The organism is Allobosea spartocytisi (assembly GCF_014764685.1).
GTDB lineage: Bacteria > Pseudomonadota > Alphaproteobacteria > Rhizobiales > Beijerinckiaceae > Allobosea > Allobosea spartocytisi.
The window spans coordinates 33,524-52,706 of sequence record NZ_JACXWY010000001.1 but is presented as its reverse complement, the minus strand read 5'-3'; the positions used below and the strand labels follow the sequence as shown (position 1 = coordinate 52,706).

16 protein-coding genes are annotated in these 19,183 nt (G+C 67.0%); 11 read left to right on the top strand and 5 right to left on the bottom strand.

The annotated features are described in order from the left end of the window. Positions 1–180: 180 nt before the first annotated feature. The 3 genes from IED13_RS00220 to IED13_RS00210 all read right to left on the bottom strand — a co-directional run bounded on the left by IED13_RS00220 (position 181) and on the right by IED13_RS00210 (position 3,689). Positions 181–1,578 carry an alginate export family protein gene (locus IED13_RS00220; protein WP_210323443.1) on the bottom strand — a complete coding sequence of 466 codons (1,398 nt, stop codon included), beginning with the start codon at positions 1,576–1,578 and terminating at the stop codon, positions 181–183. A 148-nt stretch (positions 1,579–1,726) separates the two neighbouring features. Further along, positions 1,727–2,380 carry a hydrolase gene (locus tag IED13_RS00215; protein ID WP_038362037.1) on the bottom strand — a complete coding sequence of 218 codons (654 nt, stop codon included), beginning with the start codon at positions 2,378–2,380 and terminating at the stop codon, positions 1,727–1,729. A 295-nt stretch (positions 2,381–2,675) separates the two neighbouring features. Beyond that, positions 2,676–3,689: a LysR family transcriptional regulator gene (locus tag IED13_RS00210; protein WP_081925315.1), complete on the bottom strand. Its 1,014-nt coding sequence runs from the start codon at positions 3,687–3,689 to the stop codon at positions 2,676–2,678. A 108-nt stretch (positions 3,690–3,797) separates the two neighbouring features. On the opposite strand from IED13_RS00210, the gene IED13_RS00205 reads away from it, so the two are divergent. The 11 genes from IED13_RS00205 to IED13_RS00155 all read left to right on the top strand — a co-directional run bounded on the left by IED13_RS00205 (position 3,798) and on the right by IED13_RS00155 (position 17,329). After that, positions 3,798–4,634: an alpha/beta hydrolase fold domain-containing protein gene (locus IED13_RS00205; RefSeq protein WP_191122971.1), complete on the top strand. Its 837-nt coding sequence runs from the start codon at positions 3,798–3,800 to the stop codon at positions 4,632–4,634. Positions 4,635–4,684: 50 nt separating this feature from the next. Then, on the top strand, positions 4,685–5,884 hold the full coding sequence (locus tag IED13_RS00200) for an efflux RND transporter periplasmic adaptor subunit (RefSeq protein WP_191122970.1): 1,200 nt from the start codon (positions 4,685–4,687) through the stop codon (positions 5,882–5,884). Between the two features lie 77 nt (positions 5,885–5,961). Continuing rightward, positions 5,962–9,141 carry an efflux RND transporter permease subunit gene (locus tag IED13_RS00195; RefSeq protein WP_191122969.1) on the top strand — a complete coding sequence of 1,060 codons (3,180 nt, stop codon included), beginning with the start codon at positions 5,962–5,964 and terminating at the stop codon, positions 9,139–9,141. Between the two features lie 382 nt (positions 9,142–9,523). Further along, on the top strand, positions 9,524–10,681 hold the full coding sequence (locus IED13_RS00190) for an ABC transporter substrate-binding protein (RefSeq protein ID WP_113253294.1): 1,158 nt from the start codon (positions 9,524–9,526) through the stop codon (positions 10,679–10,681). 92 nt (positions 10,682–10,773) lie between these two features. After that, complete coding sequence (locus tag IED13_RS00185; RefSeq protein ID WP_191122968.1) at positions 10,774–12,597, top strand: ABC transporter permease; 1,824 nt, start codon at positions 10,774–10,776, stop codon at positions 12,595–12,597. Positions 12,598–12,607: 10 nt separating this feature from the next. Further along, positions 12,608–13,513: an ABC transporter ATP-binding protein gene (locus IED13_RS00180; RefSeq protein ID WP_260368299.1), complete on the top strand. Its 906-nt coding sequence runs from the start codon at positions 12,608–12,610 to the stop codon at positions 13,511–13,513. 9 nt (positions 13,514–13,522) lie between these two features. Beyond that, on the top strand, positions 13,523–14,257 hold the full coding sequence (locus IED13_RS00175) for an ABC transporter ATP-binding protein (RefSeq protein WP_191122967.1): 735 nt from the start codon (positions 13,523–13,525) through the stop codon (positions 14,255–14,257). Beyond that, positions 14,254–15,030, top strand: coding sequence for a VOC family protein (locus IED13_RS00170; RefSeq protein WP_191122966.1), 777 nt, complete (start codon positions 14,254–14,256; stop codon positions 15,028–15,030). Before IED13_RS00175 ends, IED13_RS00170 begins: the two co-directional genes overlap by 4 nt. An 11-nt stretch (positions 15,031–15,041) precedes the next feature. Continuing rightward, positions 15,042–16,088: a putative FMN-dependent luciferase-like monooxygenase gene (locus tag IED13_RS00165; RefSeq protein ID WP_191122965.1), complete on the top strand. Its 1,047-nt coding sequence runs from the start codon at positions 15,042–15,044 to the stop codon at positions 16,086–16,088. Positions 16,089–16,098: 10 nt separating this feature from the next. Then, positions 16,099–16,710: a CMD domain protein gene (locus tag IED13_RS00160; protein WP_191122964.1), complete on the top strand. Its 612-nt coding sequence runs from the start codon at positions 16,099–16,101 to the stop codon at positions 16,708–16,710. Between the two features lie 16 nt (positions 16,711–16,726). Further along, entirely contained in the window at positions 16,727–17,329 is a 603-nt protein-coding gene (locus IED13_RS00155; protein ID WP_191122963.1) for an alkylhydroperoxidase domain protein, read from the top strand. Between the two features lie 98 nt (positions 17,330–17,427). On the opposite strand, the gene IED13_RS00150 is transcribed toward IED13_RS00155, so the two are convergent. Both IED13_RS00150 and IED13_RS00145 read right to left on the bottom strand, forming a co-directional pair. Continuing rightward, positions 17,428–18,297: an ABC transporter permease gene (locus tag IED13_RS00150; RefSeq protein ID WP_191122962.1), complete on the bottom strand. Its 870-nt coding sequence runs from the start codon at positions 18,295–18,297 to the stop codon at positions 17,428–17,430. After that, complete coding sequence (locus IED13_RS00145; protein ID WP_260368301.1) at positions 18,294–19,154, bottom strand: ABC transporter ATP-binding protein; 861 nt, start codon at positions 19,152–19,154, stop codon at positions 18,294–18,296. The genes IED13_RS00150 and IED13_RS00145 overlap by 4 nt, the downstream gene beginning before the upstream one ends. Positions 19,155–19,183 lie beyond the last annotated feature (29 nt).

The window sequence follows — 19,183 nt, the reverse complement described above, 5'->3', positions numbered from 1 at the left end:
ATGTCAACCGAACCGCCGATCGAAATCTCCGGGCGGAACTCTCGCCTCGCTGAGCCGGGGCGCTAAGGCTCGGCGGGCATCGGACTCGCGACCCTTTGGACCAGCCGGGCGTCGATCCTCGGGCTCATTCACCGGCGCGGCTTGGGGAGATGGGTTCGAGAGAAGCGAAGGACGGCATGGTCAGAATCGATAGTTCGCCATGACGCCGACGAGCTTGATGAGCTGAGCCGGGCCGGTCTCCCGAATGAACGTTCCCGGATCGAAGACGCCGACCGAGGCTGCCAGGTTGAGCTCCGGCGTGGCCTGCCAGGCGACGGCGATCTCGGCCTGCGTTCCGATGAAGCGCGCATCGCTGCCCCTGCCGCTTCGTACGAGCGCCCCCGAGATCGCGTAGATGCCGTCCCCGGTGCTCTGTCGCCAATAGGCCGACCCCGACAGCGACAGCTCGACGTCCTTGCGCGGATGGATCGTGATGGAGGGCCGAAGCTGGATCAGGTTGCGCGGCCCGATCGGCGATTGGGACACGAAGTACTTGCCCCTTGGAAAGAGGGGATTGAGCGTTCCCAGTTTCGGATCGTCCGGATCGTCGTCGCCCGAAATCACGTCGGCGGCGAGCCTGAGGTCGGGCTGCAGCGGAGCCTGGGCAAAGCGATAGCCGATCTCGCCGCCGATGCCCCACGCCGCCCTGCGGTGGCCTGCGAACGTTCCGTTCTGAACGGCGGCCTCGATGTTCCAGTATGAGGAGCCGGTGTCTCCGAATATGCGGGTGCCGAAAGTGTGGACCAGCTCTTTCCCGGTTCCCTGATCGTAGACCGCGTTCCGGTCTCGCAGCCCCAGGTAGTAGACGTCGAAGCCTTTCGCTCGACCATCTCCCAGCCATTGCGTCGCATAGACGCCCCAGAGGGATTTCTGGGTCGACGTCCGATCGTCGAAACTGTCGAGCCGGTTGTCGACCGGACGAACGGCGAGAGCCGTGACCTGCCGGGTCGGGGCCATCAGAGCCACATCGAAGCCGTCGAAGGCCTGAGGGATATTGGGACCGTAGCGCGTGTCGACGAAACGTCCCGCGCCCAGCGAGATCAGCTTGCGACCTGCCGACATCCGCAGCGAGGTCGCCTCCGCGACATCCGTCTCCACCTCGACGAAAGCCTGCAGCATATCCGCACCGGTCGTATCGACGGGTCGCTTGGTGCGGCGCACGCCCGAGATCCCGGAGATGATGGGCTGGGCGAACAGGCGCAGCTTCCCGACATGGAAATCGGCATAGGGCATGAAGCGATGCCAGACATAGCCGTCGTGCGGCGCTTCACCCCAACGGGGATTGGCATAGCCTTCGTAGCGCGATCGGATTTCGAGGCCTGTCGTGAGATAGGCCGATCCATCCGTGCTCAGAGGGATGTATTTGAACGGCTCCGTCCACCGCCCCGTCCGCCGGTCGGGGTCTGCCAGATAAGACCAGCTTTCGGGGTAACGCTCGATCGTCAAGGTCGGGGCGCGGCCGATATCGGTCCCGACCTGTGCCTCGACCTGTGTCGCACCGACGATCATCGCGACGACGAAGCCCCGGATCGACGCCACCGGCAGTCGCCAGCCGCTCCCGCTGGAGCGACGCGATCGATGCTCGGCGTGCCCACGTCCGGCCGAGCGTTGAGATGGGATGACGGATCCCGACAAGCATTCAACTGAAGCGGAATGCATCGCGCGGGATCTCGTCATCCCGCTTCGATCAGCCGGCGGCCTTCGGCGCCGGCGTGTTGAGCAGCTGCTGCTCCCACAGATAGGCGATGCCGCTGCCGCCGAAGTGATCGATCAGAATCTGTGTCAGCTCTTCGACATGCTCCGTGCGTGCCCAGTCGCGCTGCCATTCGCCGGCGAGCGCCATCACCGTCATCGGGTTCGCGCCGGCCGCGATCATTCGCTGAATGGCCACTTCGTGAGATTCTTTCGAAATGCCGCCCGACGCGTCGGTGATCACGGTCACGTCCCAGCCTTCGCCGGCGGCCTGGATGACAGGCATTGCGACGCAGACTTCGGTCCACAGGCCGGCGATGATCAGCTGCTTGCGGCCGGTCGCCTTGACGACGCTCACGACATTCTCGTCCTCCCAGGTGTTCACCCAGGTGCGATCGATGACGTCCTGACCCGGAAATACGTCGGTGATCTGTTTGAAGAGAAGGCCACCGCGCGCCGCGATCACGCTGGTGAGAATGGTCGGAACATCGAAGGCTTTCGCGAGCTTCGCAAGAGCCGTTGTATTGTTCACGACCATATGAGGGTCGTGGCTGTTCAGGTTGGCAAGCTGATAGGGTTGATGGTCGATCAGAACGAGAACCGAGTCTTCGGGACGAAGGAGCGAGTTCAGGCCGTTGCGGAAGGTCATTTCCAATCCTTCTACTGAGATCATCGGTGGTGTGAGTGCGTGCGAAGCCCTGTAGCGCCGGGCTCACGGCGCATTTCTGCCGTTCCATCCGGCGTCTCGGTAGTCTCACCGGGTGCGAAACTGTGTCCTGCAAGGAGGAACGCCAGCGGGGAGACCGAGGATCTGCAAAGGATTGTTGGGATCGCGATGGCGTAGGCGTGTCGACGGCCGCGCAGACTGGCCGTGAGATCGGCCGTCAGATTGGCGCCGGTCCGCTCCGCGACTGCATCCGCAAGGTCGCTGGCGGCGAGGATAGCTACGCGCTGCTGTTCGAAGAGAGCTGACGGGCCTTCGGCGGCATCGGCGTAGGTATTGCTGGAAGAATCTCCGGCAGGCAGCCGGGCAGGGAGTCGGCGTTGCGCGACAGGACCAGTTCCTCGCGCGCGAACAGCTCCGCCAGCCAATCGACGAAGACGCGCACCTTGTTGCTGAGATGGCGGTTCGGCGGATAGACGATGTGCAGCGGCTTCGGCGCTGCGCACCAGTCCAGCAGCAGCGGCACGAGCCGCCCATCGGCGATTGGCACGCGGGCCATGAAGGTCGGCAACTGCATGATGCCGTGGCTGGCGAGCCCGGCGGCGAGATAGCCCATGCCGTCATTGAGCGCGATCGTGTAGCGCCCGCTGAGCTCGATCGTCTCGTTCTGGTTCTGATAGATCAGCGGCAGCACCCGGCCGCCGAGCGCCGGCCGATAGGCGACGATCTGGTGGCCATCCTCGATATCGCGCGGATGGACCGGCGTGCCGAAGCGCGCCAGATAGTCCGGCGTGGCGCAGGTGATCAGTTGCATCTCGCCGATCCGCCGCGCGATCAGGCTCTGGTCGACGATCTCGCCGGCCCGCACGGCGCAGTCCAGGTTCTCGCCGATCAGGTCGGCCGGCCGGTCGCTCAGGCCGAGATCGAGCTGGATGTCGGGATAGCGCGCATGAAACTCATGCAGCGCGGGGATGATGACCGAGACTGCCAGCGACGAGCTGCAATCGACTCGCAATCGCCCGCTCGGCCGCGCCTGCGCCAGCGTCAGACTCGCGTCGAGCTCCGAGAGTTCGTCGAGCAGCCGCAGCGCCCGTTCGTAATAGGCCGCGCCATCCATGGTCACGGTCACGCGCCGCGTCGTCCGGTTGAGCAGCTTGGCGCGCAGATGCCCCTCCAACTGCTGGATCAGCTTGGTGACGGTCGGCTTCGGCATGTCCAGAAGATCGGCGGCACGCGTGAAGGTCCCGGTCTCGACGACCCGCACGAAGGCCCGCATCGCGGCAAGCTGGTCCATACGCCCTCGGATTATTTCCGTACGTGAACAATGAATAAGCAAATAGCGTATTTATTCGGAAATGCCGATTCACTATTTCGTGCTGCAACGCAACAGCGAGGGTGCGCCATGCCCGCGATCGCCGCGCAGAAACTGCAACCGGTCCTTTCCGTCTTCTGGCGGGAGGAAACCCTGAGCGCCCGTGGAGAGAGCTTCACCGGCCGGCTCTACGTGCCTGCCGAGGTCCCGGAGAATGCCGGGCTCGTGCTCCATCTGCATGGCGGCCACTTCAACAGCGGCTCGCCGGCCGAGGGGCAGGCCGTCGCCACGGCGCTGACGGAAGCCGGCGCTGTCGTGTTCTCGCTCTCCTATCCGCTCGCGCCCGTACAGCGCTTCCCCGAAACGCTGGAGCGCATCTATGCAGCGCTCGAGGCTCTCGCCAGGGGGCGCAATCGCTGGGCGACGAGCGGCGCACCGCTCTACATCGCCGGCGAGGAAGCCGGCGGCAATCTTGCCGCGGCGCTGGCCATGATGGCGCGCGATCGCGGCGGCCCGGCGCTCGCCGGCCAGATCCTGTTCTCGCCGATGCTCGACGCCTGCCTGGGAACCGCTTCGCTGCGCGGCGCGCAGGCGGGCCCGGTCGGCTGCCGCTGGGCTGATGGCTGGGCCGATTATCTCGGCACGCCCGAGCGCGCCGCCCATCCCTATGCCGCCCCGCTCCAAGCGACGCGCCTCGCCGGCCTGCCGCCGGCCTTGCTGATCAGCGGGCAGGACGACCCGATGCGCGACGAAGCCGCGCAATACGCCGATCGTCTCGGCCAGGCCGGCATCGCCGTCCGCCATGTCGAGTTCAACGCGCCGACCCGCTGGCCGCAGGCCTATGCGGATGCGGCCGAGGAAGGTTCCTGCCTCTGCAAGAGCTGCGGCGAGATCGCCGCCTTCTATGAACGGACCGCGCCCTCCTAGCGCTCTCCTCTTTCGAACCCTCACAGCATTTTCAAGGAAGGACCGAACCCATGATGCCGGGAACGAACCGTCGTGGCCTTTTGGCCGGCCTCACCGCCTCCGTCGCCCTGACCGCCGTTGCGGTCTTCACCCTCTCCGGCACCCGCGCACAGGGCGATACCGCGCCCGCGGCGCCGCCCGCCATCCCCGTCTCCGTCGCGACCGTCGAAGCCCGCGAGATCGTGCCCTGGGCCGAATTCTCCGGCCGGCTGGAGGCGATCGAGCGCGTCGAACTGCGCTCGCGCGTCGCCGGCGTCGTCGAGGCCGTGCATTTCCGCGAGGGCAATCTCGTCAAGCAGGGCGACCTGCTCGTCAGCATCGACCAGGCTCCCTATCTGGCCGATCTGCAGCGGGCCGAGGCGCAGGTGCAGGGTGCGAAGGCCAGGGTCGCGCTGGCCGAGAGCGAGAACGAGCGTGGCCAGCAATTGCTGGCGACCCGCAACCTCTCCCAGCGCGACATCGATACCCGCATCAACAATCTGCGGGAGGCTCAGGCCAATCTCCAGGTCGCCGAGGCCGCCCGCCGCACGGCGCAGCTCAATCTCGATTACACCCAGATCCGCGCCCCGATCAGCGGCCGCATCGGCCGACTCGACGTCACCGTCGGCAACCTGATTGCGGCCGGCGGCCAGGTCCTGACCTCGCTGCTCTCTGTCGATCCGATCTATGCCGCCTTCAATGCCGACGAGCGCAGCGTGCTCGATGCATTGGCCTCGCTGCCGGATGGTTCGCGCGCGCTGGAGCAGATCCCGGTCAGACTCTCCACCGCGACGGCGCAGCCCGCGCAGTTCAGCGGCAAGCTGCACTTCGTCGATAACGGCATCGACGGCGCCAGCGGCACGGTCAGGGTGCGCGCCAGGCTCGACAACCCCGACGGCAAGCTGATGCCCGGCCAGTTCGTCCGGGTCCAGCTCGGCCAGGCCAAGGCCGAGCAGCAGCTCGTCATCAACGAGCGCGCCGTCGGCACCGACCAGAACAAGAAGTTCGTCTTCGTGGTCGGTGACGACGCCAAGGCCAGTTGGCGCGAAGTCTCGCTCGGCGCCGCCCATGACGGCCTGCGCGTCGTCACCGCCGGCCTGAAGCCCGGCGAGCGCATCGTCGTCAACGGGCTCCAGCGCGTCCGCCCCGGCGCGACGGTCGCCCCCGAGCTCGTCTCGATGGCCGAGAAGACCGAGCTCAGGAAGCCCGCGACCGAACTCGCACAACGCTGACATCAACGATCGGCTGCGGGTGCCGCGAGACGGGCCCGCAGCCGCAAGCATAAGCCGCTCGAAAGGGGGCGCTATCCATGAACCTCTCGAAATTCTTCATCGACCGGCCAATCTTCGCGGCGGTCCTCTCCGTTCTGATCTTCCTGGCAGGGTTGCTCTCGATCAGGGCCCTGCCGATCTCGGAATATCCCGAGGTCGTCCCGCCGACGGTCGTCGTGCGGGCGCAGTATCCCGGCGCCAGCCCGCGCGTGATCGCCGAGACGGTGGCGACGCCGATCGAGGAGCAGATCAACGGCGTCGAAGGCATGCTCTACATGTCGAGCCAGGCGACGACGGACGGCGTGATGACGCTGAACGTCACCTTCCGCCTCGGCACCGACCCGGACAAGGCCCAGCAACTCGTCCAGAACCGCGTCAGCCAGGCCGAGCCGCGCCTGCCCGAGGAGGTGCGTCGCCTCGGCGTCACCACGGTCAAGAGCTCGCCGGACCTGACGATGGTGGTGCACATCACCTCGCCGAACGGCCGCTACGACATGACCTATCTGCGCAATTACGCGGTGCTGAACGTCAAGGACCGGCTCGCTCGCATCGACGGCGTCGGCCAGGTCCAGCTCTTCGGCTCGGGCGACTATTCGATGCGCGTCTGGCTCGATCCGCAGAAGGTCGCTGAGCACGGGCTCTCGCCCGGCGATGTCGTGCGCGAGATCCGCGCCCAGAACGTCCAGGCCGCGGCCGGCGTGATCGGCGCCTCGCCGAATGCGCCGGGCCTCGACCTGCAGCTTTCGGTCAACGCGCAGGGGCGCCTCCAGAACGAGGAGCAGTTCGGCGAGATCATCGTCAAGACCGCCGCCGACGGCGCGGTCGTCCGGCTGAAGGACATCTCCCGCATCGAGCTCGGCGCCGCCGACTATGCGCTGCGCTCGTTGCTCAACGGCAAGTCGGCCGTCGCCGTGCCGGTCTTCCAGGCGCCGGGCTCGAACGCCATCGCGATCGCCGACCGCGTCCAGGAGACGATGCGCGAGATCAAGCAGAACATGCCCGAGGGCGTGGACTATTCGATCGTCTACGACACCACCCAGTTCGTCCGCGCCTCGATCAAGGCGGTGATCTCGACGCTGCTGGAGGCGGTCGCGCTCGTCGTGCTCGTCGTCATCGTCTTCCTGCAGACCTGGCGCGCCTCGATCATCCCGCTCGTCGCGGTGCCGATCTCGGTCGTCGGCACCTTCGCGGTGATGTATCTCCTCGGCTTCTCGATCAATGCGCTCAGCCTGTTCGGGCTGGTTCTCGCCATCGGCATCGTCGTCGACGACGCGATCGTCGTGGTCGAGAATGTCGAGCGCAATATCGAGAACGGGCTCTCGCCGCGCGAAGCCACCTACAAGGCGATGCGCGAGGTCTCCGGCCCGATCATCGCGATCGCGCTGGTGCTGGTCGCGGTCTTCGTGCCGCTCGCCTTCATCTCGGGCTTGACCGGGCAATTCTACCGCCAGTTCGCGCTGACCATCGCGATCTCGACGGTGATCTCGGCGATCAACTCGCTCACCCTGTCGCCGGCGCTGGCCGCGCTCCTGCTCAAGGGCCACCATGCCCCGAAGGACGCGCTGACGCGGGTCATGGACAAGCTGTTCGGCTGGTTCTTCCGCGCCTTCAACCGCTTCTTCAACCGCTCGTCGGAGGCCTATGGCGGCGGCGTGCGCCGGGTGATCTCGCATCGCGCGGTGATGCTCGCGGTCTATGTCGTCATGCTCGGCGCGACGGGCGTGCTGTTCAAGGCGGTGCCGTCCGGCTTCGTGCCGGGCCAGGACAAGCAGTATCTCGTCGGCTTCGCCCAGTTGCCGGATGCCGCGACCCTCGACCGGACGGAGGATGTCATCCGCCGCATGGACGAGATCGCGCTGAAGCATCCGGGCGTCGAGAACGCGATCTCCTTCCCCGGCCTCTCGATCAACGGCTTCACCAACTCCTCGAATTCCGGCATCGTCTTCGTCGGCCTGAAGCCCTTCCATGACCGCAAGGACCCGTCCCTGAGCGGCAACGCCATCGCGATGCAGCTCAACAAGGAATTCTCAGGGATCAAGGAAGCCTTCATCGCGATGTTTCCGCCGCCGCCCGTGCAGGGCCTCGGCACGATCGGCGGCTTCAAGCTGCAGATCGAGGATCGCGCCGGCCTGGGCTATGCCGCGCTGGACGAGGCGACCAAGGCCTTCATGGGCAAGGCCGCGACCGCGCCGGAGATCGCCGGCATGTTCTCGAGCTTCCAGGTCAACGTTCCGCAGCTCTATGCCGATATCGACCGCACCAAGGCCCGCCAGCTCGGCGTTCCCGTGACGGAGGTGTTCGACACGCTGCAGACCTATCTCGGCTCGACCTATGTCAATGACTTCAACCGTTTCGGCCGCACTTACACAGTGCGCGTCCAGGCCGATGCGCCCTTCCGCGCCCTGCCGGAGCATGTTGGCCAGCTCAAGGTGCGCTCGAACAACGGCGATATGATCCCGCTCAGCGCCGTGCTGAATGTGCGTGCCGATTCCGGGCCGGAGCGCGCGATGCGCTATAACGGCTTCCTCTCGGCCGACATCAATGCCGGCGCGGCGCCGGGCTTCTCCTCAGGACAGGCGCAGGCCGCGGTCCAGCGCATCGCCGACGAAACCCTGCCCAAGGGCTTCGCCTTCGAATGGACCGAGCTGACCTATCAGGAGATCCTGGCCGGCAATTCGGCGGTGATCGTCTTCCCGGTGGCGATCCTGCTGGTCTTCCTGGTGCTGGCCGCCCAGTACGAGAGCATGACCTTGCCGATCGCGATCCTGCTGATCATCCCGATGGGCCTGCTCGCGGCTCTGACCGGCGTCTGGCTCTCGGGCGGAGACAACAACGTCTTCACCCAGATCGGCCTCGTGGTTCTCGTCGGACTATCCGCCAAGAACGCCATCCTGATCGTCGAATTCGCGCGAGAGCTCGAATTCGAGGGCAAGACGCCAATCGAGGCCGCGATCGAGGCGAGCCGCCTGCGCCTGCGTCCGATCCTGATGACCTCGCTCGCCTTCGTCATGGGCGTGGTGCCGCTGGTGATCTCGACCGGGGCGGGCGCCGAGATGCGGCAGGCTATGGGCGTCGCGGTCTTCGCCGGCATGATCGGCGTCACCGCCTTCGGCATCTTCCTGACGCCGGTGTTCTACGTGCTGATGCGGAAGCTGGCCGGCAATCGCCCACTCGCCCGGCACGATATCGAGGCCCCGGCCTTGCAGGCTGCCGAATAAGCAAACGAAGAGCCCGCCTCCGGCCACTCCTGCCGGAGGCGGTTTCGTTTGCGCCGTCTCAGCGAGAACGCCGCTGCACGGTGAGATGGGCGATCACCGTCGAGCCGCCCCGCGCGCTTCACAGCGGGGTCGATACGGTCGGAATGGTTCGTCGCGGCGATCACGGTGATGATGGTTCGTTTTAACGAACTTTTCTGTTGGCCGGCATTTGATTCCGGAAGCCGTTCGAGAGAAATTAGCTAACAAATAGCGTCGCTTCTTCCGGCGTTGGATCATTATTCTCCGTGAGGTTGTTCCTTTAAAAGAACGTTTTCTTGACCGCCGCTCCGATCGGGCGCAGCTTTTCGGGCAGTTCGATTTTCTGAATGCTGTGGAGCGCATTGTGATCAATCGTCGTCTTTTTCTGGCTGGCGGCTCGGCTTTGGCAGTGGCCGTTGGTGCTGGAAGCGCCGGGGCGGCGGAGGCCGCGGGCGAGCCGATCTATCTTGGCGTGAGCGGTCCGCTGACCGGTCCCAATGCTCAGTACGGCGCGCAGTGGAAGCAGGGTTTCGACCTCGCGCTCGACCAGATCAACGGCTCCGGTGGCATCAAGGGTCGGCCCCTGCGCTACCTCTTCGAGGACACGCAGAGCGACCCCAAGCAGACGGTCGCGGTCGCGCAGAAGTTCATTGCCGACAAGCGCATCGTCGCCGAGCTCGGCGATTTCTCCAGCCCGGCTTCGATGGCGGCCTCGCCGATCTATCAGCGGGCGGGCCTTCTGCAGTTCGGCTTCACGAATTCCCATCCCGACTTCACCAAGACGGGCGACTTTATCTGGAGCAATTCGGTCAGCCAGGCCGAGGAGCAGCCGCTCAACGCCGCCTTCGCGGTGAAGCGGCTCGGCTTCAAGCGCATCGCGGTGCTGCACCTCAACACGGACTGGGGCCGCACGAGCAAGGACCATCTCGTCACGGCCGCCAAGGCGCTGGGCGCCGAGGTCGTCGCCACGGAGGGCTATCTGCCCGAGGAGAAGGATTTCCGCTCGACCCTGGTGCGCGTCCGCGACGCAAAGCCCGACAGCCTGTTCCTGGTGTCCTATTACGCCGACGCCGCGCTGCTCGTGCGGCAGGCGAGGCAGACCGGGCTCACGGTTCCGGTGGCGGCGGCGAGTTCGATCTACTCGCCGAAATTCGTCGAGCTCGGCGGCGATGCGGCGGAGGGCGTGTTCACCTCGTCGCGCTTCTTCCCGGAGGATCCGCGGCCGGAGGTGCAGACCTTCGTCCAAGCCTTCAAGGCGAAATACGACAAGGAGCCGGACGCGTTCAATTCCTACGCCTATGACACCGTCATCCTGTTCGGACAGGTGCTGCGCGAGGCGCCGGATCTGGAGCGCAAGACCATCCGCGACACGCTGGCCAAGGTGAAGGACGTGCCGAGCGTGATCTACGGCAAGGCGAGCTTCGACCCGGCGACGCGGCGCGTCGCAGGTGCCAAGAGCGCCGAACTCGTGGTCAAGAATGGCCGCTTCACGCTCTGGGACGGCCAGAAAGTCACCAACTGAGAGACCGCACGGCTTCGGGGGGCACAGCGTCGCCGCGGCGGCGCTGCGTGGCCGATGCCGTTCACTGTTCGCCGCCGCGCTGAAGCATCGCCATGACCTCCTGGTTCGACCATACGATCAACGGCCTGATCATCGGCAATATCTACGGGCTGCTGGCCGTGGGTCTTGCCCTGATCTTCGGTGTCAGCCGGCTGATCAACTTCGCTCATGGCTCGGTCTATGTCGTCGGCGCCTATGTCGGCTGGGTCGCGGTCTCGGTGCTGCAGACGCCTTTTCCGTTGACGCTGGCGATCGTGGTGATCGTCACCGCCGCGCTCGGCGTGGTGATCGAGCGCTTCGGGATCCGCCCGCTGGCGGGTGCGCCGCGGATCGCGCCGCTGCTGGCGACGATCGGGCTCAGCTTCGTGCTCGACCAGACGGTCCAGATCCTGTTCAGCCCCGATCCGCGTGCGGTCCCGATGCAGGTGCCGAACTGGCGCATCGCGATCGGCGGCGGCTCGATCGGCGTGCTCGACCTGTTGATCGCCGGCATCGGCATCAGCGCCGCAGCGGCCCTGTTCGGCTTCCTGAAGCTGTCGAAATGGGGCTGGGCCGTGCGGGCGACGGCGCTGGACCGGGATGCCGCTCGGGCGATGGGCGTCGATGTCGACCGGGTCAACAGCATCGTCTTTGCCATCGCCTCGGCTCTGGGCGGCGTCGGCGGCGTGCTGGTCGGCATGTATTACAACGTCATCACCCCGACGATGGGCTTCGAGGCGACGCTGAAAGGCATCGTCGCCGAGGTCGTGGGCGGCGTCGGCAATGTGCCGGGCGCGATCGTTGGCTCGCTGCTGCTCGGGCTGGTGGAGAGCTATGGCGTGGCGCTGCTCGGCACCAGCTATCGCAATCTCTTCGCCTTCGTCCTGTTGATCGCGATCCTCGTCATCCGGCCGAACGGCCTCTTCGCCAGCCGGCGCCAGCTCCCGCCCGAGCCGATGACCGGCACCTTCGTCGCGCCGAGCAAGCCGGTCAGGCTCCCGCCGCTGCTGATCGCGGCGCTGGCCGCGCTGGCGATCGCTCTGCCGCTGATCGTCGACAACGGCTATCTCATCCAGACGCTGACCAATGCCTGGCTCTATGCGCTGCTGGGCCTGAGCATCACGCTGGTGGCCGGCACGAGCGGGCAGGTCTCGCTTGGTCATGCCGCTCTGCTGGCGATCGGTGGCTACACCTCGGCGCTGCTCGCCTCCAATCTCGGCTGGCCGGTCTGGCTGACGCTGCTGATCGGCGGTTTCGCTGCCGCCGGCATCGGCACGCTCCTCGTCTCGCCGGCCTTCCGCCTGCGCGGGCACTACGTCTCGATTGCCACGCTCGGCATCGGCGAGATCGTGGCGCTGGTCATCCTGAACTGGGAGAGCGTCACGCGCGGGCCCATCGGCGTTGCCGGCATCCCGCCGCTCTCGCTCTTCGGCCGCGACCTCTACGACACCAACGCGATCTACTGGTTCGCCTTCGCCCTGATGGCGGGGCTTGCGCTGCTGCAGCTGCGCCTGCTCCGCTCGCATCTCGGCCGAACGTTCAGGGCCGTGCGCGACGACGATGTCGCGGCGCGCTCCTTCGGCATCGGGCTCGAACGCTACAAGGGCCTCGCTTTCGCCTTCGGCGGCTTCTTCGCCGGGATCAGCGGCGCCTTCACCGCGCATATGTATTCCTACATCAACCACGAGACCTTCAACACGCAGATCTCCGTGCTGGCACTGACCATCGCGATCCTCGGCGGCATGGGCAATGTCGGTGGCGCGATCCTCGGCTCGCTCGCCCTGATCGGCCTGCCCGAGATCTTCCGTGTCGCGGCCGAGTACCGCATCCTGTTCTACGGCATCGCGCTGCTGCTGCTGGTGCGCTTCCGGCCGCAGGGCCTGCTCGGAACCGTCTGAGGAAATGCCGGTGACCGCTCATTTTCCTGTTTCGAGCCTGCCCGCCGCAAAACCTCTTCTGGAGGTAAGCGGGCTGACGCGCCGCTTCGGTGGCCTCACCGCCGTCGCCGGACTCGACCTTAAAGTGGCGGAAGGCGAGTTCGTCAGCGTCATCGGGCCGAACGGCGCGGGCAAGACGACCGCGTTCAACCTGATCAGCGGCCTCGACAAGCCGGACGAGGGAACGGTCCGGTTCGACGGTGCGGACGTTGCCGGCCGGCCGCCCGAAGCCATCGCACGGGCCGGGCTGTTGCGCACCTTCCAGCACGGCCGGGTCTTCGCCAATCTCAGCGTCGCCGACAACGTTCTCGTCGGAGCCCACCGGCGGCTGAAGGCCGTGCGTCCGGACTGGCCGGTCATCGGCCCGCTGGCCGAACTGGCGCTGGCGCTGGTCCGGCCCGCCTCGGTCAGGCGCGAGGAAGAGGCGCTGCGCGAGGAGGTTCGCGAGATCCTGGCGATCTTCGGTGACAGGCTTTTGCCGCGCATCGACCAGCCGGCCTACAGCCTGTCCTACGCCAACCGCCGCCGCGTCGAGATCGCGCGGGCCTTGGCGGCGCGCCCGAAGCTCCTGCTGCTCGACGAGCCGACGGCGGGGATGAACCAGACCGAGACGGCCGAGATGCTGGAGATCCTGGCCGGGCTGAAGGCGCGCGGCCAGACGATCCTGCTGATCGAGCACAAGCTCGACATGGTGATGCGGCTGTCCGACCGCGTCGTGGTGCTGGACGACGGCAAGACCATCGCCGAGGGCCTGCCGCAGGCGGTGCGGAACGATCCGGCGGTGATCGAGGCCTATCTCGGCCATGGCGGCGTCGGGGCGGCCTCACCGGCCGGTTCGCCGGCGTCGGCGGTCGAACGCGCCACTGTCCAGGCCTGAGGTGCTGCGATGAGCGACGAAACCCCGATCCTCGAACTCAGGGCCATCGATACCTATTACGGTCCGGTGCAAGCCCATTTCGGCCTCTCGCTGCATGTCGCGAAGGGCGAGGCGGTCTGCCTGCTCGGCGGCAATGCCAGCGGCAAGTCGACGACGATGAAGATCATCCTCGGGCTGGTGAAGCCGGCCGCCGGCGACGTGCTCGTCGACGGCGTCTCGACGCTGAAGCTCAAGACTCCGGAGATCGTGCGCCTCGGCGTCGGCACCGTGCCGGAGGCGCGCCGCCTCTTCGGGGCGATGAGCGTGCGCGAGAACCTGCTCATGGGCGCCTTCGTGCGCGACGACAAGGCCGGCATCGCCGCCGATCTCGACCACGTGCTTGGGCTGTTCCCGCGCGTCGCCCAGCGGCTCGACCAGCAGGCCGGAACCCTGTCGGGTGGCGAGCAGCAGATGGTGGCGATGGCGCGTGCGCTGATGAGCAGGCCGCGCGTGATCATCATGGACGAGCCGACCATGGGGCTCTCGCCGCTCTGGGTCGAGCGTGTGCTGGAGCTGATCCGCGACATCAACAGGCAAGGCGTTGCCGTCTTCATGGTCGAGCAGAATGCCAGCCTGGCGCTGCAGATCGCCCATCGCGGCTATGTGCTGCAGACCGGCCGCATCGTTCTCGAAGGCAAGGCCGCCGATCTTCTGACCGATACCCGGATCAGGGATGCCTATCTCGGCGGCGCGGAGGCGGCATGAGCTTGAACGACACGACTCGGCAGACCCTGAGGGTCGACCATGCGGTGATCGTCACCGACGATCTCGACCGTTCCATCGCCGCGTGGCGGGAGCGCGGCTTCACCGTCGAGCCGGGCGGCACCCATCCGCGCGGCAGCGTCAACGCCCTGATCTCCTTCGCCGACGGCGCCTATATCGAGATCATCGCCTTCCCGCTCCCGCAGGAGGACTTCTTCTGGTGGCGCGTGCTGCAGAAGGACGGGGAGGGGCCGATCGATCTCGCCCTGCTGCCGGAGGATCTCGACGCCGTATTGGCCCAGGCCGCCGGGGCCGATCTCGGTTACGAGCCCCCGCAGGATGGCGGCCGCAAGCGCCCCGACGGCGAAACGCTGGTCTGGCGCACGGCGCGGCCGGCCGGGACCGACCTGCCGTTCTTCTGCTCGGACGTCACGCCGCGCGCGCTGAGAGTGCCGGCAGCGCCGCGTCACGCCAATGGCGCGACCGGCCTTGCCACGATCAGCCTGGCCGTGAACGATCTCGATCGGTCTTCGCGGCGCTGGTCGGCCCTGATCGGCCAGCCGGCCCAGCCCATCGGTCCGCAACCGGGTCTGGAGGCGGTGGCCACGAGCCTCGAGCTCGGCGGGACCCGGCTGATCCTGCTGGCGCCGGAGCGTGCCGGCAGCGGCATCGTGGCGAGCCATCTCGCGCGGCGGGGCGAAGGTCTGTTCGGCCTCTCCTTCGCCGGTACCGATCCAGCCATTTCCTACAGCAAGGCTTCGGCCGGTATCTCTTGAAAGGTCTCGCCATGGCCGGCAAACGCATCGGCTTCTTCACGCGTCTGCTCGATGACGCGCCTGCCGGCGAACGCTATCGCCTTGCGGCCGAGCAGATCGTCCATGCCGAGCGCCATGGCTTCGACAGCGCCTGGGTCGCTCAGCATCACTTCCATCGGGACGAGGGCGGCCTGCCGTCGCCGCTGCCCTTCCTGGCCTTCGTCGCGGCCCGCACCAGCCGCATCCGCCTCGGCACCGGCATCATCATCCTGCCGATGGAGGACCCCGTGCGCATCGCGGAGGACACCGTCACGGTCGACCTTCTGTCGGGCGGGCGCCTCGAGGTCGGGCTCGGTACTGGCACGACGCCCGAGACCTTCCTCGCCTTCGGCATCGAAAAGGACGCCCGTGCCGATGTCTTCGCGCGCAAGCTCGACATGCTGCACCGCGCCTGGAGCGGGGCGGAACTCGGCCATCCGCAGAACCGGCTCTATCCGGCCGCCGACAACCTGCAGGAGCGCACCTGGCACGCCACCTTCTCGGTTGCCGGCGCCGAGCGGATCGGCAAGGCCGGCGCGGGGCTGATGCTCTCGCGCACGCAGCCGCGCAGCCCGGAGCGGCCCGACGCAACGCTGCCCGAGATCCAGAATCCGATCGTCGACGCCTATCTCGCCAATCTCCCGGCAGGCATCGCACCTCGGATCATGGCCTCGCGCTCGCTTTTCGTCGCCGACAGCCGCACCGAGGCGCTGAAACAGGCGGAACGCGGCCTGAACGCCGTATTCGAGCGCTTCGTTGCCAGCGGCCACCGACTCGCCGATCGCAGCCTCGCCGGCCTCATTCGCTCGCTCGACACCCATGTCGGAGCGCCGGATGACGTGATCGCGTCGCTGCAGGCCGATACGGTTCTGCCCCGCGCCACCGACGTGGTCTTCCAGGTCCATTCCGTCGATCCGCCGCATCCGCTCGTGCTGCGCTCCATCGAGCTCACGGCCGAAGCGGTCGCTCCCGCACTGGGCTGGAAAGAAGCCCCCTCGCAGCAGCCCGTCCGGCTGCGACCGCTCACTGCGACCGCATGAGGCTTTGACCATGACCGATCACGCTACCGCTGCTGCGGACATCCTCGACACGCTCGCCAAGGTCTCCGGCGGCACGCATCTCGACGCGCTTCGCCGCGAGCGGCCGCAGACGCGCGACAATGTGCAGGCGAGCTACGCGGCCTTGTTCGAGGCCGGCGACACGGCGAGCGTCACCCTCGACGAGCGACTGGCGGTGGCCGCCTTCGTCGCGCTTCTGCACGAGGATGGGCCGTCATCCGACCATTACCTCGGGCTGCTGCGGGCGCAGCCGGCCGGAGAGGCTCTGGCGAATGCGACGCAGGCGATCGCCGAGCGGGCGCGCACCACCGGCCCCTATGGCGCCTATCCGCCTGGACCTCTTTCGAGCGAAGATCTTGCAGGACCGGAGCTTGCGCTCGAACCCGCCGAACGGGAGACGCTGGGCGAACGTCTTGCGGCCGCGCTCCTCCATGCGCACCGGCTCGTTTTCCATCCGCGCGATGCCCAGGCGCAGCATTTGGCCGCGCTGCAGCAGGCCGGCTGGAGCACCGCCGCGATCGTCACCCTTTCGCAGATCATCGCCTATCTCGCCTTCCAGATCCGCGCGGCCCACGGTCTGCGTTTCCTGGGCGCGGCCGCCTGAACCGAGGAGCATCCCGATGAGCACCGCCGTTCTCGATCACCCGGCGACAGGCGCGCCCACCCGCTTCACGCAGGCTGAACTGGACTGGACGGCCTGGGTCGATCCGGTCCCGGAAGAGGCGCTGACCGAGCGCCAGAGGCAGGGCCTGGTCGACATCGCCCGCGCCAAGAGCCCGTATTTCCGGCTGCTGGCGCATGATCCGGACATCCTCAAGGCGCGGACGCTGGCCGACAAGGATATCTTCTACAACACCAAGGCTGGCCTGCCGCGGGCCGAGCGCGAGCTTGCCGCCGCCGCCGTCTCGCGCAGCAATGGCTGCATCTATTGCGCTTCGGTCCATGCCCGCTTCGCGAGCACCTTCTCGAAGCGCCGCGAGGACGTTCAGCGCCTGCTGGACGACGGTGTCCAGGCCGATCTCGATCCGCTCTGGAACGCCATTGTCGAGGCCTCAGTCGCGCTGACCGCGACGCCGGTCGCTTTCGGCCCCGAGCATGTCCGCAAGCTACGCAGCCTCGGCCTCGACGATCTCGCCATCGCCGACCTGATCCACGCCGCCTCCTTCTTCAACTGGGCGAACCGGCTGATGCTGACCCTGGGTGAGCCACAGACGCGCGACTGAGCCGGCGCATGATGCAGGCTCCTCGGATGGCTTGAGCGCGTGCGGAACGGTGTCGGCTCCGTCGAAAAGGACACAGGCCATCCGGAACGAGAAAACCATCAGCGCGCCATGCCCCAGCGCCTGATGGTGACGCGCTCGATCGCGGCGAAGATCAGGTTCTCGACGACGAGCCCGATCAGGATGACCAGCAGCAGGCCGGCGAAGACCTTGTCGGTGTAGAGCTCGTTGCGGTTCTGGAAGATGTACCAGCCCAGACCGCCGCGGCCGGAGGATGCGCCGAAGACGAGCTCCGCGGCGATCAGGGTGCGCCAGGCGAAGGCCCAACCGATCTTGAGGCCCGACAGGATCGCCGGCAGCGCGGCGGGGACGAGAATGCCGAAGACGTAGCGCAACCCGGTCAGGCCGTAGTTGCGCCCGGCCATGCGCAGCGCCTCTGATACGCCCTGGAAGCCGGCGAAGGTGTTGAGCGCGAGCGGCCACAGCACCGAATGGATCAGCACGAAGACCAGGCTGCCCGCACCCAGCCCGAACCAGAGGAGCGCGAGCGGCAGCAGGGCGATCGCAGGCAGCGGATTGAACATCGCCGTCAGGGTCGAGAGCAGGTCGCGGCCGAGCTGGGTCGAGACGGCAAGCGTCGTCAGCACGAAGGCGAGCACGACGCCAGCCGCATAGCCCTGGGCGAGCACGATCAGCGACAGCCTCGCCCGCTCGACGAGTTCGCCACTGGCCAGCCCCTCCAAAAGGGCTCGCAGCGTGGCGGTGAAGCTCGGCAGCAGCAGATCGTTATCCTGCCAGCGCGCTGCCGCCTCCCAGAGCCCCGCCAGCACGAGCAGGATCAGGAGCTTTCGTAGCCAGCCTTGCCGTACGAGCCGCTCGAGCAGCGGGCGTGGACGCTCGACCGCGATGGCGACGAAGGGCGGCAGCGGCCGGTCGAATTCCGGCCGGATCGGTGGAGCGGCGAGCTTCATGACTGAGAGGCACTGTGGGCGTCTGCGCCCGTTGTCGGCTCGCCTTCGAAGAGCCGGGCATGGAGCCGCCGGACCGCTTGCTGGAAAGACGCGCTGCCGATGCTGCCGAGATCGAATTCATGGCTGTTGAACTCGGCCCGCAGCCGGCCGGGATGGGGCGAGAGTACGGCGATGCGATTGCCGAGGATCAGCGCTTCCTCGATCGAATGCGTGACGAAGAGCAGGGTGAAGCGCGCCTCCTCCCAGAGCCCGAGCAGCTCCTCCTGCATCTTGCGCCGCGTCAGGGCGTCGAGTGCGGCGAAGGGTTCGTCCATCAGCAGGATCCGCGGCTGCATTGCGAGGGCCCGCGCGATGGCGACCCGCTGCTTCATGCCTCCCGACAATTCGTGCGGATAGCTGCTCGCGAACTTCGCGAGGCCGACCTTCTCGACATAGTGACGCGCCCGCTCCGTCGCTTCCCGGCGCGACAGGCTGCGCGAGGCGATCAGCGGAAAGGCGACATTCTGCAACACCGTCTTCCAGGGAGGGAGTTGATCGAACTCCTGGAAGACGACGATGCGGTCCGGACCCGGGCCGCGGATCGGCGCGCCGGCGAGGGAAATATCGCCCTCGACGGGTGCGATGAAGCCGGCGATCGCCTTGAGCAAGGTGGACTTGCCGCAGCCGGAGGGCCCGAGCAGCACGAAGCGATCGGCCTCGTAGACATCGAAGCCGACCTGATGGGTCGCACGAACGATCCTGTCGTCGCTGCGGTATTCGAGGCTGACATCCGCGACACGGAGCAGGGGAGGCGGCAGCGGCGCGGCGAGCGTGGATGAGGCCCGGGACACGGCGTCGACGGCCGAACGCTGCGACACAGCGCGCTGCCGCTCATTCTGCGCAGCGA

Excerpts from the sequence above, each read along its gene's own strand:
- IED13_RS00150 (WP_191122962.1), bottom strand. The coding sequence starts at position 18,297 with ATGAAGCTCGCCGCTCCACCGATCCGGCCGGAATTCGACCGGCCGCTG.
- IED13_RS00205 (WP_191122971.1), top strand. The coding sequence starts at position 3,798 with ATGCCCGCGATCGCCGCGCAGAAACTGCAACCGGTCCTTTCCGTCTTC.
- IED13_RS00175 (WP_191122967.1), top strand. The coding sequence starts at position 13,523 with ATGAGCGACGAAACCCCGATCCTCGAACTCAGGGCCATCGATACCTAT.
- IED13_RS00165 (WP_191122965.1), top strand. The coding sequence starts at position 15,042 with ATGGCCGGCAAACGCATCGGCTTCTTCACGCGTCTGCTCGATGACGCG.
- IED13_RS00210 (WP_081925315.1), bottom strand. The coding sequence starts at position 3,689 with ATGGACCAGCTTGCCGCGATGCGGGCCTTCGTGCGGGTCGTCGAGACC.
- IED13_RS00170 (WP_191122966.1), top strand. The coding sequence starts at position 14,254 with ATGAGCTTGAACGACACGACTCGGCAGACCCTGAGGGTCGACCATGCG.
- IED13_RS00185 (WP_191122968.1), top strand. The coding sequence starts at position 10,774 with ATGACCTCCTGGTTCGACCATACGATCAACGGCCTGATCATCGGCAAT.
- IED13_RS00155 (WP_191122963.1), top strand. The coding sequence starts at position 16,727 with ATGAGCACCGCCGTTCTCGATCACCCGGCGACAGGCGCGCCCACCCGC.
- IED13_RS00160 (WP_191122964.1), top strand. The coding sequence starts at position 16,099 with ATGACCGATCACGCTACCGCTGCTGCGGACATCCTCGACACGCTCGCC.
- IED13_RS00195 (WP_191122969.1), top strand. The coding sequence starts at position 5,962 with ATGAACCTCTCGAAATTCTTCATCGACCGGCCAATCTTCGCGGCGGTC.
- IED13_RS00215 (WP_038362037.1), bottom strand. The coding sequence starts at position 2,380 with ATGACCTTCCGCAACGGCCTGAACTCGCTCCTTCGTCCCGAAGACTCG.
- IED13_RS00200 (WP_191122970.1), top strand. The coding sequence starts at position 4,685 with ATGATGCCGGGAACGAACCGTCGTGGCCTTTTGGCCGGCCTCACCGCC.